The following is a 13,928-nucleotide window of genomic DNA, read 5'->3' on the forward strand; positions in this document are numbered from 1 at the left end:
GGCCTCACGACGTTTATGCTGGTAGTTACCGTGCAGACACATTCTGAGATGAAGCGAACAGGCGCCATACGGAGTCCGTATGAGCATCTGAGCCATTCGCGCGCTAGAGTGTGTGCCAGGAAGAAATACCAAATCTAACGGGGCGCCCAAATTTCCCCAGGCCGCCCCGCAAGTCCGCGAGGGGGCAACGCCATGGGCCGAGGCAGGGCTAAGGCAAAGCAGACAAAGGTCGCTCGTGAGCTGAAGTACAGCTCGCCGACAACCGACTTGGAGAGTCTGCAAAGAGAGCTCTCCGGTCATTCGTCCAACTCCCATCGTGGCGGCATCACCTCGGACTCGGATGGATATTCCCGAGTCGAGGAAGACGAGTACGAGGACTGGCGACGCTGAACAGCGATACATGACAAGTGAGGGGGAGCCGCACTGCGGCTCCCCCTCACTTGTTCTCGTCGTTTCTCAGAAACGCGGGTGGTTGCCCACCAGGTGCGCACGCTCGACGGTCTCCGACTTGTCCGTCGACTTCTTGACGGTTCCCAGAGTCCAGCAGTCGATGTGGCGTGCCGTCAGCACGGCAAGAGCACGGTCCACGTCCTCGGGTGCGACGATGGCGACCATTCCGACGCCCATGTTGAACGTCTGTTCCATCTCTGCACGCTCGACTCGTCCGCGCTGCGCGATGAGCGAGAACACCGGCGCCGGGCTCCACGTCGCGCGGTCCAGTTCGGCGACGAGACCGGCAGGCATGACGCGGGCGAGGTTGTTGGCCAGTCCGCCACCGGTGACGTGGCAGAACGTGCGCACGTCGGTCTCCGCGGCGAGCGCGAGGCAGTCCTTGGCGTAGATCTTCGTCGGCTCGAGCAGTTCCTCACCGAGCGTGCGACCGAATTCCTCGACGTGTCCACCCAGGTCCATGTGGTTGATCTCGAGCAGGACCTTGCGGGCCAGCGAGTAACCGTTGGAGTGCAGACCGGACGATCCCATCGCGATGACGACGTCACCGGGACGCACACGATCGGGTCCGAGCACCGCATCGGCCTCGACGACGCCGACGCCTGTCGCGGACAGGTCGTAGTCGCCGTCGGCCATCAGTCCCGGGTGCTCGGCCGTCTCGCCGCCGAGCAGGGCGCAGCCGGCGATGACGCAGCCTTCTGCGATGCCCTTGACGAGTTCCGCGACCATCTCGGGCACGACGCGGCCGACCGCGATGTAGTCCTGCAGGAACAGCGGTTCCGCGCCACAGACGACCAGGTCGTCGACGACCATCGCCACGAGGTCCAGGCCGACGGTGTCGTGCTTTCCGAGCGCCTGCGCGACGGCGATCTTGGTGCCGACGCCGTCGGTCGAGGCGGCGAGGATCGGCTCGCGGTAGTCGCCCTTCAGCGAGAAGAGGCCCGCGAATCCACCGAGGCCACCCATGACCTCGGGTCGCGAAGCCTTCTTGGCAAGTGGTGCGAAGAGTTCGACCGCGCGGTCACCTGCTTCGATGTCGACGCCTGCCGCGGCGTAGGAAGCACCGCCCGAAGATGCTGCGTGGGGTGGTCGGGAATCCTCGGTCATGCGGCTCCAGCCTTGTATTCGTAATTCGGTTGCGCGGTGACGCGCACAGTTGCGCACTAACGGTACCGGAGCCGGTCTTCGGTGGGCGCACTCGCTGGTCCTCGAAAAACTTAGTTAGCGGGCGTAACGTTCATGCTGCATCGTCCGAGCGGTCTTCGGACCACGAACTGGGAGGCAGAACATGTGCGGAATCACGGGGTGGGTGTCCTACGGACGCGACCTACGGAACGAAACCGGGACACTGCGTGCGATGACGGACACGATGAGCCGGAGGGGCCCCGACGACGAGGGCCTGTGGACGGCCGAACATGCCGCGCTCGGCCACCGACGCCTCGCGATCATCGACATCCCCGGCGGTCACCAACCCATGACGCTGACGCGACCGGACGGCTCCGAGGCCGTCATCGTCTACAGCGGCGAAACCTACAACTTCCGGGAACTGCGTCGGTCGCTCCCCGACACCTTCACCACGAACAGCGACACCGAGGTCGTTCTGCACGCACACGAGGAATGGGGCCAGGGCGCCGTCGAACATCTCAACGGGATGTTCGCGTACGCGCTGTGGGACTCGCGCACGCAGGAACTTCTCCTCGTTCGTGACCGCCTCGGCGTCAAACCGCTCTACTACCTGGAAACCGAGGACGGCGTCCTGTTCGGCTCCGAACCGAAGGCGATTCTCGCCAATCCCCTCGCATCGAAGAACGTCGGTGTCGACGGCCTCCGCCGGCTGCTCGGCTTCGTGGCCGACCCGTCGAACGCGGTGTTCGACGGCATGAAGGAGGTACCGCCGGGCCACGTCGTCCGCGTGTCCGCGCACGGGCTTCGGGAAGTACGGTACTGGGGCCTCGACGACCACGAGCACACCGACGACCTCGACACGACGATCGCCACCGTTCGAGAGTTGTTGGACGACACAGCCTCTCGCCAGTTGATCGCCGACGTACCGCTGTGCACGTTGCTGTCGGGCGGACTCGACTCGTCGGCGCTGACGGCTCTCGCAGCACAGCAGTTGGCTGCGGCGGACAAGGGAGCGGTGCGATCGTTCGCCGTCGACTTCGTCGGCTACGCAGACAATTTCGTCGCCGACGGACTTCGCGACGCGCCCGACACGCAATTCGTCCGCGATGTCGCCGACCACGTGGCCGCCGATCATCGCGACATCGTCCTCGGCAACGACGACCTGCTCGATCCCGCGCACCGCGCCGCGGTCTTGGCCGCCCGTGACTACCCGGGTCTCGGCGACATGGACACATCGCTCTACCTGTTGTTCCGAGCGGTGCGGGAGCAGTCGACGGTCGCACTCTCGGGTGAGTCCGCCGACGAGGTCTTCGGCGGTTACGCCGACTTCCACGATCCGAAAGTCGTTGCCGCCGATACGTTCCCGTGGCTCGCAGGCGGTATGGCCCAGGGACGCGACACGATGGCTGCGTTCGCGCCCGATGTTCGCGCGCAACTGGACATGGACTCCTACTACGAGGCGCAGTACCGTCGCGCACTCGCCGAGGTGCCCACGCGCACGGGCGATGTGGGGTTGGAGGCGCGGATGCGGCAGATCTCCTACCTGTACCTGACGCGTTTTCTGCCGTTGCTCCTCGAACGCAAGGACCGGATGAGCATGGCCGTCGGCCTCGAGGTTCGCGTGCCGTTCTGCGATCACCGACTGGTGCAGTACGTGTTCGGGACGCCATGGGCCTTCAAGACGTTCGACGGTCGAGAGAAGAGCCTGTTGCGGGCAGCGACGGCGGATCTACTGCCGCAGTCGGTGGTGCAGCGCGTCAAGAGCCCGTATCCGAGCACACAGGATCCGCACTACGCGAAGACGATTCTTCAGGAACTCGGTGCGGTGCTGGACGATTCGAACGCACCCGTCGGCGCCCTTCTGGACCGGACGGAGGTCGAGAAGCTCCTCGGGGCGCAGGACGATGTGCATGCCCGTCACGCGGCGGAGCGAGTCGTCGGCATCAATTCCTGGTTGGCCGACCATACGATCAGCCTGTAAGCGGCTCCGCCGACCGTGCGTGGGAATGTATAGCCCTCTACGTATTCCCACGCACGGCAGGTGTCAGGGCCTGCTCAGTGCACTCACGTTCGCGTTGTCGCCGTCGACGGGCTGGCCGGCAGCCGTCGCCAGCAGACCTTCCAGGACATGCTTGCCCAGCGCGTTGTCGGCGGGCAGCTTGATCGGGTACTTGCCGGTGAAGCATGCCGTGCACAGACGCGACTCCGGCTGCTCGGAGGCCGCGATCATGCCCTCGGTCGAGATGTATCCGAGGGAGTCGGCTCCGATGGCCTGGCGCACGCCTTCGAGAATGCCGTCCTCGGCGTCGACGCCGTTCGCGATCAACTCGGCGGGCGACGCGAAGTCGATGCCGTAGAAGCATGGCCAGCGAACCGGCGGCGACGCGATGCGGACGTGGATCTCGAGTGCGCCTGCTTCACGCAGCATGCGAATGAGCGCACGCTGGGTGTTGCCGCGAACGATCGAATCGTCCACCACGACAAGCCTTTTGCCCCGAATGACCTCCTTGAGAGGATTCAGTTTGAGGCGAATACCGAGCTGACGGATGGTCTGCGACGGCTGAATGAAGGTGCGTCCGACATACGCGTTCTTCATCAGACCCTGGCCGTACGGGATGCCCGAGCCCTGCGCGAAGCCGACCGCGGCAGGTGTACCCGACTCGGGTACCGGGATCACCAGGTCGCCCTCCGCGGGATGTTCCTGTGCCAGGCGACGCCCGATCTCGACGCGCGTCGAGTGGACCGAACGCCCGCCGATGACGCTGTCGGGACGCGCGAGGTAGACGTACTCGAACACGCAGCCCTTGGGCTCGGGGGCCGCGAACCGCGACGAGCGGACACCGTCGGCGTCGATCGCCAGCAGCTCGCCCGGCTCGATGTCACGCACGAACGCGGCACCGACGATGTCGAGCGCGGCCGTCTCGCTGGCCACGACCCAACCGCGATCGAGACGTCCGAGCGACAGCGGGCGGATACCGTGCGGGTCACGAGCCGCGTACAGCGTGTGCTCGTCCATGAACGTGAGACAGAACGCGCCCTTCAGCGTGGGCAGCAGTTCCATCGCGGCCTGCTCGATCGTGCGGTCGGCCGCCTTGTGCGCGAGCAGCGCGGTCACGACGTCGGAGTCCGACGTCCCGTTGCCCTGCAGGCGATCGCTGATGAGGCCTTCCTCGCGAGCCCGCGAGGCGAGGTCCGCGAAGTTGACGAGGTTGCCGTTGTGGCCGAGCGCGATGCCCGTGCCCGCGGTCGTGGTGCGGAAGATCGGCTGCGCGTTCTCCCAGGTGACCGAGCCACTGGTCGAATAGCGGCAGTGTCCGACGGCGACATGCCCCGGCATGGCGCCGAGGGTCTGCTCGTCGAAGACCTGGCTGACGAGACCGAGATCCTTGAACACCAGGACCTGGGAACCGTCGGAGACCGCGATGCCCGCAGCTTCCTGGCCGCGGTGCTGCAGCGCATAGAGCCCGTAATACGAGAGCTTGGCCACATCCTCCCCCGGAGCCCAGACTCCGAATACGCCGCACTCTTCTCGAGGCTCGTTCTCGGGTTCGTCGAGGGGCTTGCCTACCAGAAGATTTGGACTGTCGACCGACAAATCGGCAGAGGTCACAGCACTGCTCCCTTGGGGGATGGGGCGGGGGGCCGTGCCCAGTCTACGGGCACGCGAGACATGTCAACGCATCGACGGCCCTGCGCCATTCCCGAACCGAGCACTTTGTCGTCACCCGCTGTCCACCTCGGGGGCGTTCAGGCACGCAGGATCGGCAACCAGTGCCCTACCTCGGACGCCCTGCTCCCCGACGCGCTGATCGCCCCGTCGCGGAGGGCGTCGTCGAACGACCGGACCCCCAGCGCGATCTCGAGCCAGGTCCGTGCGTCGGTCTCGACGACGTTGGGCGGCGTCCCCCGCGTGTGCCGCGGGCCGGTGATGCACTGCACCGCGACGAAGGGCGGCACCCGCACCTCGACGCTCGATCCCGGCGCCACCTGGGCCAGCGTCCTCGCGGTGGTGCGGACGGCGTCGGCAAGCGCTGCCCGCGGGGGCTTGTCCAGGGACCCGTCGCGCACCCAGTCGGCGACGGCCAGCACGGCGGTGCGGACCTGTTCGGGGGTCACGGTTTTCGTCGGAGCCACGTCGTTCAGCCTAATTCCGTGTCGTAGCGACGCGCGCGCACGGCCGACACCGCTCCCGACGCGTTGATCGCGTAGTGCAGCAACGCCGGCGCGAGCACACTGCCACTACGACGGCGCAGCCACGAGAACAGCACGCCCGCGGCAGAGGTGGCGGCAATGGTTCCGAGAACGGAGTCGCCCGCCGCACGGGCCGGATGAATGTGCCAGAGGCCGAAGAAGATCGGCGACCATCGCGGTGCCACCGCGTCGAACACTCCGCGAAAGATCAACTCCTCGGCGACGACGGTTCCGACGGGGATGCGAAAGAGGATCCACTCGGCGAGGTCGTCGTCCGACGGCCTGACGTTCGCGGCGAGGGCGGGTACCGCCGCGACGACCGCAGCACCGGTGACAGGAACGGCAGCAGCCGCGAGCCCCCATCGCAGTCCCGCGCGCCACGGCCCGAGGGGTGATCGGGTGACGGCAGCCAGCGATACCCCGAACGCCGCGTTCACCACGGCCCGACGGCGGGGCGACAGACCCAGCGCAGGCACGACGACCGTGCTCCAGGCCGTCGTCGCGGCCCCCAGGAGGACGGCCCTCACTTCTCCGGACCGTCGCGGCCGGCGAACTTGTCCATGACCGCGCGGACCTTCTCGGTGTCCTCGGCCGTCCAGCCCTCGGGCGCGGCGACCGATACCCAGCCGTCGAGGACGAGGGTTCCGTAGTTGTGGCCGTGTCCGTCCGGGACGCCTGCCGCATTGGTGAGGTCGGCCGCGACCTGCCAGAACGTGACGATCGGGAACCACCGCATGTCCGGTAGACGGTCCGGCCCCGGCGCTTCGGCGAGCCAGTCCGGGCGTTCGAACAGCAGGTCGGGCGACCACCACACCACCGGATCGGACGCGTGCTGCACGTAGAGAACCCGCGGACTGAGCCACGGTTCCGATTCCGGCGGGATGCCGCTGGAGTTGTCGGCGAACCGCACGACGAGGCCGTCGGCGTAGACCGGGCGCACTTCGGGCGTGCCGGGATCGCGTCGCGTCACGAATTGCGACCACAACCGGTTCGCGTTGGGCGGGCCGACCCACAACACGCCGTCGACGCTTTCGCGGATCTCGGCAAGGCCGTCGAACGCACCTTCGCCCGCCTGCGTGCCGAGGCTCTCGCCGTAGACGTACAGCCGGGGACGCGTCGCCTCGGGCTCTTGAAGCCAGCGCTGGCGAACCTTGTCGATCAAGGCCTTGCCGGCCTCGGCGGCCTTGTCGCGCTCGGCGAGGAACGAGATCCAACTCGGCAGATACGAGTACTGCGCGGCGACGGTAGCGACGTCGCCGGCGAACATGAGCTCCTCGGCTTCGATCGCCGTCGGGTTGACCCAGCCCGTCCCGGTCGTCGGCACGACGACCAGTGCCTGCCGCTGGAACGCGCCGGTCCGTTCGAGCTCCCGGACGACGATGTCGAGACGTTCGTCCTGGGTGTCCGCGGTCTCGAGGCCCGCGTACGCACGAATGGGCTCGAGCGCGGGTCGGCCGAGACCGTCGGAGATCTCGTCCGCGCTCAGTCCGCTGGACACGAAGTTCCGGCCTTCGAAACCGAGGGTGTCCCACGGCGCCAACGACACCGGGCTACCCGACCGTTCCGGCCGCAGGGGCTGGACGGCGCCGTCGCGAGTTTCGTTGTTCTGCAGGCTGAACACGGAATTGGTGACGTCGGACACCGCCCGCAGCAGGACGCCCTGCACGAGCGCGATGACGAGAACCACGACGAGGACGACGCCGATGACGTTGGCGACCTCGCGCGGCATCTTGACGATCTTGTTGACCTGACGCGCCACGAAGCGCACCAGATCGCGGAGCACGCGCATACCGGAGATGAACAGCGCGGCGACGCCGATGCTCAACGCGCCGGTGCGAAAGTAGCCGGTCGTCGTCGTGCCTTCGGCATCCATCAGTGCGGCGAGCTCACGCTGCCAACCGGCCGAGAGATACAGCATGTACAGCGAGGCGAGAACCGCGATCGGAACGATCGCGAACTTGACGTACAGCTCGACCTTGCGCGGCAGAGGCCACCAGGACTTGCCGCCCAGGAACCACCGACGTACCGCCCACCCGACGACGACGCCGAAGCCGTAGCCGATGGCGGCGTTGATACCACCGATCAGCCCCTGGAACAGCCAATCGCGCGGCAGCAGCGACGGCGTCAGCGACCAGCAGAAGAACAACGCGCCGAACGCGATTCCGGTGAAGTCGAGTTTCAGCAGCCCCCACAGCCACATGACGAAGGGGTGCTTGTCCGGGGAGGGCACCGACAGTTCGATCGGGAGACGGTAGTGCGAGTGCTCGCGCTCTACCGTGTCGACTGTCCCCTCCGATGCCTCTCCCCCGGACATGGCCTACCCGAAGAGTCTGGGAAGGGTGCCCTCGAAGGTTTCACGGAGCTCGGTCATGGAGACCGAGAACTGACCCTGAACTTCGATGTCGTCCGAGCCTTCGTCGACGACGCCGATGCGTGTCCACGGCAGACCACGGGCGCTGCACATGCCGGTGAAACGGGTCTCCTCGGTGCGCGGCACGGCGACGAGCACGCGGCCGGAGGACTCGGAGAACAGCGTGACGAACGGATCCGCGCCCTCGGGAAGCAGGATGCGGCAACCGGTTTCACCGGCCAACGCGGCTTCGACGACGGTCTGCGCGAGTCCACCCTCGGACAGATCGTGCGCGGCGCTGATCAGGCCGTCGCGCGACCCGGCGAGCAGGATGTCCGCGAGGAGCTGCTCGCGTGCCAGGTCGACCTTCGGCGGCACGCCACCGAGGTGATCGTGCTCGACCTGCGCCCAGATGGAACCGTCGAACTCGTCGTGGGTGTCGCCGAGCAGAATCAGCGTCTCGCCGGGCTCGAGGCCGAGGCCGGTCGGGATCCGGCGGTGGACGTCGTCGATGACACCGAGAACGCCGACGACCGGGGTCGGGAGGATGGCTTCCGAGCCGGTCTGGTTGTAGAAGCTGACGTTGCCGCCGGTGACCGGGATGCCGAGGGTGGCACAGCCGTCGGCCAGACCGCGGACGGCCTGCTGGAACTGCCACATGACACCCGGGTCCTCGGGGGATCCGAAGTTGAGGCAGTTGGTGACGGCCTTCGGGGTCGCACCGGTGACGGCGACGTTGCGGAAGGCTTCGGCCAGCGCGAGCTGAGCACCCTGGTAGGGATCGAGCGCGGTGTAGCGGCCCGACGCATCGGTGGCCAGCGCGATGCCGCGGCCGGACTTCTCGTCGATGCGAATCACACCGGCGTCAGCGTTCTCGGCGAGGACGGTATTCCCGCGGACGTAGCGGTCGTACTGCTCGGTGATGAACTTGCGGCTGCACAGCTGCGGCGAACCGATCATCTTCAGGAGCGTGGCCTTCAACTCGTCCGGCGTCTGCGGACGAGTCAGCGATGCAGTCGAATTCGCGACGAGTGCGTCCTGGGTGTCGGGACGCTGCACCGGGCGGGTGTAGACCGGGCCTTCGTGCGCAACGGTCTTCGGCGGAACGTCGACGACGGTCTCACCGTGCCACGTGATTTCGAGGTGATCGCCGTCGGTGACCTCACCGATGACCGTCGCGAGCACGTCCCACTTCGTGCAGACGGCCATGAACTTCTCGACGTTCTCGGGCGTGACGACGGCGCACATGCGCTCCTGCGACTCGCTCGACAGCACCTCTGCCGGAGTCATTCCGGTGGCGCGCATCGGCACCTGCTCGAGCGCGATGTGCATGCCACCGCTACCTGCGGACGCGAGTTCTGAAGTAGCACAGGACAATCCGGCACCGCCGAGGTCCTGGATACCGACGACGAGCTTGTTCGCGTACAGCTCCAGGCAGGCCTCGATGAGGACCTTCTCGGTGAACGGGTCGCCGACCTGGACGGCAGGAAGCTTCTTTCTGCCGCCTCCGGTTTCGTCGCCGTCGAACGTCTCCGACGCGAGGACGGACACGCCGCCGATGCCGTCGAGGCCGGTGCGCGCACCGAACAGGATGATCTTGTTGCCGACACCCGACGCGAATGCGAGGTGCATGTCCTCGACGCGCATGACGCCTGCGCACAGCGCGTTGAGCAGCGGGTTGCCGGCGTAGGACGCGTCGAACACCGTCTCGCCGCCCACGTTGGGAAGACCGAGGGAGTTGCCGTAGCCGCCGACGCCGGAGACGATGCCGGACAGCACGCGGCGCGTGTCGGGCGCATCTGCAGCACCGAAACGCAGCTGATCCATGACGGCGATGGGACGTGCGCCCATGGCCATGATGTCGCGGACGATGCCGCCGACGCCCGTCGCGGCACCCTGGTAGGGCTCGACGTACGACGGGTGATTGTGGCTCTCGACCTTGAACGTGACGGCCCAGCCGTCACCGACGTCGACGACGCCTGCGTTCTCACCGATACCGGCGAGCATCGACTCACGCATCTCGTCGGTGGTGGTCTCGCCGAAGTACTTCAGGTGCACCTTGGAGGACTTGTACGAGCAGTGCTCGCTCCACATGACGGAGTACATCGCCAGCTCGGCGTCGGTGGGGCGACGGCCGAGAATCTCTTTGATTCGGGCGTACTCGTCGTCCTTGAGTCCGAGTTCCTTGTACGGCTGCGCCACGTCCGGTGTGGCGACTGCGGTTGACACTGTATCGACGGACACGAGGAGTGAGTCCTTCCCTGGAGCGAATTGCCGAGGTCAGTCTATCCGTGCAGGCCGACAGGCTCTAATCAGTGTTCGTCGTTTGTGCGAACATGGCCTGGTGGACATCCCTTTGACCGAGAACGATCTGGACGAAACAGGCGTCATCACGCCGCAGATGGTGGTCAAGGGGGTGGACGTCCCGAAGAAGGCCGTCGTCTGCTTCTTCGCCGAGGTGATCGAGTCCATAGCAGGCGAAGGCAAGGCTCGGGTGCTGTCGATCCTGCGGTCCGAGCACGGCGAACACCCGGTCTACGAGATCGAACGCGCAGGTGAGCGTCTCGCGGTGTTCCATCCGGGCGTCGGTGCGCCGCTCGCCGCCCTGTTTCTCGAAGAAGCGATCGCACTCGGGTGCGAGGAGTTCGTCGCCGTCGGCGGGGCGGGCGCGCTGACCGATCAGCTCGGGATGGGACACGTCATGGTCGTCGACAGCGCCGTGCGCGACGAGGGCACGTCCTTCCACTACCTCCCGCCGGGTCGCGTCGTCGATGCGGATCCCGACGGCGTCGCGCTGCTGCAGCAGGTGCTGACCGAGGCGGGCATCGATCACGTCACCGGTCGGTCGTGGACCACCGACGCGCTGTACCGCGAGACCCGAAGCCGGGTGTCGAGGCGCGTCGACGAGGGGTGTCTGACGGTCGACATGGAAGCGTCGGCGTTCTGTGCCGTCGCGAAGTATCGCGGGGTGCGCTTCGCGCAGTTGCTGTACGCCGGTGACTCGCTGGCGGCCGACTGGGAGCACCGCGGCTGGACCAAAGCGGGCACCGTCCGCGAGCAGTTGTTCTGGCTCGCGGCCGATGCCTGCGTGCGCTTCTGATTCCGCTGGCACCTGGCTTGTCGAGCGAGCACCCTTCTTGCCGAGCTAGCCCCCGAATTCGCGGCTCATGTGGGGTGTTGGCAGTGCAAAAAGGGTGTCAGCTCCCCGAGATTGCTACGCCGCAGGCGCCAGGAACGCCGCCAGTGCATCAGCGTACGCCGTGATGTCCGACGCGCCCATGAGCTCACGTGAGCTGTGCATCGCGAGTTGCGCAGCGCCGACGTCGACGGTCGACAGCCCGGTGCGCGACGCGGTGATCGGCCCGATCGTCGAGCCGCACGGCAGATCGGCGCGGTGGACGTACCGCTGCAGTGGCACGCCCGCCTGATCGCACGCCAGCGCGAACGCGCCTGCACCCGCGGAATCCGTTGCGTACCTGAGATTTTGGTTGACCTTCAGAACCGGGCCACCGCCGAGTTCGATGCGGTGCGCCGGCTCGTGGCGATCCGGATAGTTGGGATGCGTCGCGTGTGCCATGTCGCCCGACGCGCAGATCGAGCCCGCCATCGTGCGCAGGAACTCCTCACGCCCGCCGCCGCGTCCGAGCACGATTCGTTCGAGCACCGTGTTCAGCAGATCCGAGAATGCACCGCGGTCGGACATGCTGCCGACCTCCTCGTGGTCGAACAGCGCAAGCACCGGCGTGACGTCCGTCGGCGCGGCGACCGCTGCGATCAGCGCCTGCGTCCCGGCGTAGCAGGTGCCCTGATTGTCGAGCCGGGGCGCGCTGACCAGCTCGGATCCGACGCCGACGATCGCGCTCGGGGCCAGATCGTGCGTCATCAACTCCCACCCGAGGACGTCGGTCGGTTCGACGCCTTCCAGTGCGGCCACGTAGTCCACGAACGAGCGAGGTGAGTTCCCGACGCCCCAGATCGCGTTGACGTGTCGCTGTGGGTCGAGCGTGACACCTTTGCGGTCCTCGGACAGGTGAATGGCCAGCTGCGGCACGCGCAGAATCGGTTCGTCGACCTTGACGAGCACTTCACGCAGACTGTTGCCGTCGCGCACGCTGAGTCGGCCGGAGATTCCGAGATCCCGATCGAGCCACGAGTTCAGCCAGGCGCCGCCGTACGGTTCGAGCCCGACCATCTGCCACCCCGCCGACTCGAGGTCCGGGTTCTGCTTCACACGGAGGTTGGGGCTGTCGGTGTGTCCGCCGACGATCCTGAACGGGCCGTCAGCGTGAGTACTCCAGGCCACGAGGGACCCACCGCGGATCAGGTAGTACTTCCCCGGTTCCGTCGGCCATGCCTCGGTCTCCTCGACACGGACGAATCCGACCTCCTCGAGCTGTACCGACACCGTCCGGCACACATGGAAAGGCGACGGAGAGACGTCGACGAAATTGCACAGACCGGCAGCAGTGGCGTTGGAGGACATGGGAACCATTGTGTCAGCCACTGCGTCGAACAGGACAAGACCACATCGACAGTCGGGGGATGACATGAATTACCTTGCGCAACAACCTTTTACCGCTACATCTGTCGCGATCATCCGAATGAAGGTGATCGCCGCGTGCAAGAGCCGCGGGGTCGAGGTGACGACGATCGACGGGATGACGTTGAGAATGGAATCGGGATTCACGATGGGACTGCACAACCTGGTGCAGCGGTGCAGTGTCAACGATCGCCGACATTGGGACGACATGATCGAGTTCCACGTGACGACGACGCTCGAGACGCAACGTCTTTCGAACCCCGAATACCTTCTCAACATGCCCGACGACGAGTTCTACATGCGTCTTCGTGAACGAGTGGTTCCACCCGAGATCTTGTCGATCATGAACGAGTACTCGTACTCCAGCCCGTTGGTCGACGCGCCCGGTTCGCCACGGCGGGTACTCAACCTGTCGTTTCCGAACCTGGCCCTGAACGTGGCAGACCGGTATCTCGCCAACCGAGATCTGTCTGCCGCGTGGGCGTTCGGCCGCGAGAACACCGCGGCCGTGAAGTTCGAGACGTACGAGAGCATGCTGAAAGACGACGTCGCCGTCGAGGTTCGGCGTGGCGATTCGATCTATCTGGCGTCCAAGGTGGCGAACATGCCGCGCTTCCTCGCTGACGAACTGGGTGACGCCCCGTTCGGCGTTCTGTTCGCCGTACCGAGCGCATACGAGATCGACTGCCACCGCCTACGCTCGCACGACGAAGCACAACGCGCCGCGGACCTGCTGCTCGAGCTCGCGGTCATGCTGTCGACCGACACCCCGAGCCAGCTTTCGAGCGAGGTGTTCTTCTGGCGCGACGACGAGTACTGCCAGGTGTCCCGCAACGGCGTCCTCGAGCCGACCGGGCATTTCGACGACACGCTGCGTGAACTTGCCGACGGCTAGTGCGTTCCGGACACGCAGAACAGGTTGCCGTCGGGATCTGCCAGGGTGACCCACCGGAAGTCGCCCATCGTGTGCTGTTCCACCTCGGACGCACCCGCCTCGACGAGCCTGACCAACTCACCGTCGAGATCGGACGTCGTCAGATCGAGGTGCATCCGGTTCTTGCCCGGTGTCGGGTCGTCGACCTTCTGGAAAGCCAGTCGATACGGCACGGCCGGGAGCGCGACGATGTAGAACCAGCCGTCGTTCTCCTGCTCGATGTTCCCTCCCGTCTGCTCAGCCCACCAGCGCGCGAGCGGGCCGGGGTTCGAGGAGTCGAGCGTGATCATCGCCGGAGTCAGTGTCATGGCCGGAGACTATCTCCGGCCACCGACACC

Annotated in this window: 12 protein-coding genes; 4 read left to right on the top strand and 8 right to left on the bottom strand. The window is 66.3% G+C overall.

What is annotated here, in order from left to right:
• The first annotated feature begins 192 nt into the window (after positions 1–192).
• Positions 193–390, top strand: a complete 198-nt coding sequence (locus tag A3K89_RS25400) for a DUF3073 domain-containing protein (protein WP_084423698.1) — start codon at positions 193–195, stop codon at positions 388–390.
• 66 nt (positions 391–456) lie between these two features.
• On the opposite strand, the gene purM is transcribed toward A3K89_RS25400, so the two are convergent.
• On the bottom strand, positions 457–1,557 hold the full coding sequence (purM, locus tag A3K89_RS10540; protein WP_068424914.1) for a phosphoribosylformylglycinamidine cyclo-ligase: 1,101 nt from the start codon (positions 1,555–1,557) through the stop codon (positions 457–459).
• A gap of 181 nt (positions 1,558–1,738) precedes the next feature.
• Here purM and asnB point away from each other — a divergent pair, with 181 nt between their 5' ends.
• The gene (gene asnB, locus A3K89_RS10545; protein WP_084423699.1) at positions 1,739–3,556 is read left to right on the top strand and encodes an asparagine synthase (glutamine-hydrolyzing); all 1,818 of its coding nucleotides are present in this window, start codon (positions 1,739–1,741) and stop codon (positions 3,554–3,556) included.
• A 63-nt stretch (positions 3,557–3,619) separates the two neighbouring features.
• On the opposite strand, the gene purF is transcribed toward asnB, so the two are convergent.
• The 5 genes from purF to purL all read right to left on the bottom strand — a co-directional run bounded on the left by purF (position 3,620) and on the right by purL (position 10,360).
• On the bottom strand, positions 3,620–5,185 hold the full coding sequence (gene purF, locus A3K89_RS10550) for an amidophosphoribosyltransferase (protein ID WP_068424917.1): 1,566 nt from the start codon (positions 5,183–5,185) through the stop codon (positions 3,620–3,622).
• A gap of 137 nt (positions 5,186–5,322) precedes the next feature.
• Complete coding sequence (locus tag A3K89_RS10555; RefSeq protein WP_068424920.1) at positions 5,323–5,709, bottom strand: sterol carrier family protein; 387 nt, start codon at positions 5,707–5,709, stop codon at positions 5,323–5,325.
• 5 nt (positions 5,710–5,714) lie between these two features.
• Positions 5,715–6,293 (bottom strand): CPBP family intramembrane glutamic endopeptidase, encoded by a 579-nt coding sequence (locus tag A3K89_RS10560; RefSeq protein WP_068424922.1) that lies wholly within the window; start codon positions 6,291–6,293, stop codon positions 5,715–5,717.
• Positions 6,290–8,080 carry an alpha/beta hydrolase gene (locus tag A3K89_RS10565; RefSeq protein WP_068424925.1) on the bottom strand — a complete coding sequence of 597 codons (1,791 nt, stop codon included), beginning with the start codon at positions 8,078–8,080 and terminating at the stop codon, positions 6,290–6,292. Before A3K89_RS10565 ends, A3K89_RS10560 begins: the two co-directional genes overlap by 4 nt.
• Positions 8,081–8,083: 3 nt before the next feature.
• Entirely contained in the window at positions 8,084–10,360 is a 2,277-nt protein-coding gene (gene purL / locus A3K89_RS10570; RefSeq protein ID WP_068424928.1) for a phosphoribosylformylglycinamidine synthase subunit PurL, read from the bottom strand.
• Between the two features lie 100 nt (positions 10,361–10,460).
• Between purL and A3K89_RS10575 the strand changes: the two genes are divergently transcribed.
• Positions 10,461–11,216: a nucleoside phosphorylase gene (locus A3K89_RS10575; RefSeq protein ID WP_254303487.1), complete on the top strand. Its 756-nt coding sequence runs from the start codon at positions 10,461–10,463 to the stop codon at positions 11,214–11,216.
• A 114-nt stretch (positions 11,217–11,330) separates the two neighbouring features.
• Here the strand turns inward: A3K89_RS10575 and A3K89_RS10580 are convergent, their stop codons facing one another.
• Positions 11,331–12,608 carry a M18 family aminopeptidase gene (locus A3K89_RS10580; protein ID WP_068424930.1) on the bottom strand — a complete coding sequence of 426 codons (1,278 nt, stop codon included), beginning with the start codon at positions 12,606–12,608 and terminating at the stop codon, positions 11,331–11,333.
• Positions 12,609–12,717: 109 nt separating this feature from the next.
• On the opposite strand from A3K89_RS10580, the gene A3K89_RS10585 reads away from it, so the two are divergent.
• Complete coding sequence (locus A3K89_RS10585; protein WP_174551402.1) at positions 12,718–13,551, top strand: hypothetical protein; 834 nt, start codon at positions 12,718–12,720, stop codon at positions 13,549–13,551.
• Here A3K89_RS10585 and A3K89_RS10590 read toward each other — a convergent pair.
• Positions 13,548–13,898 carry a VOC family protein gene (locus tag A3K89_RS10590; RefSeq protein ID WP_068424935.1) on the bottom strand — a complete coding sequence of 117 codons (351 nt, stop codon included), beginning with the start codon at positions 13,896–13,898 and terminating at the stop codon, positions 13,548–13,550. The two genes, A3K89_RS10585 and A3K89_RS10590, sit on opposite strands and share 4 nt — an antisense overlap.
• Positions 13,899–13,928: the final 30 nt, after the last annotated feature.

Source organism: Rhodococcoides kyotonense, assembly GCF_001645385.1.
GTDB classification, from domain to species: Bacteria; Actinomycetota; Actinomycetes; order Mycobacteriales; family Mycobacteriaceae; genus Rhodococcoides; species Rhodococcoides kyotonensis_B.

Coding starts and splice junctions, on each gene's coding strand:
- A3K89_RS10585 (WP_174551402.1), top strand. CDS start 12,718: ATGAAGGTGATCGCCGCGTGCAAGAGCCGCGGGGTCGAGGTGACGACG.
- purM (WP_068424914.1), bottom strand. CDS start 1,557: ATGACCGAGGATTCCCGACCACCCCACGCAGCATCTTCGGGCGGTGCT.
- asnB (WP_084423699.1), top strand. CDS start 1,739: ATGTGCGGAATCACGGGGTGGGTGTCCTACGGACGCGACCTACGGAAC.
- A3K89_RS10590 (WP_068424935.1), bottom strand. CDS start 13,898: ATGACACTGACTCCGGCGATGATCACGCTCGACTCCTCGAACCCCGGC.
- A3K89_RS10580 (WP_068424930.1), bottom strand. CDS start 12,608: ATGGTTCCCATGTCCTCCAACGCCACTGCTGCCGGTCTGTGCAATTTC.
- A3K89_RS25400 (WP_084423698.1), top strand. CDS start 193: ATGGGCCGAGGCAGGGCTAAGGCAAAGCAGACAAAGGTCGCTCGTGAG.
- A3K89_RS10565 (WP_068424925.1), bottom strand. CDS start 8,080: ATGTCCGGGGGAGAGGCATCGGAGGGGACAGTCGACACGGTAGAGCGC.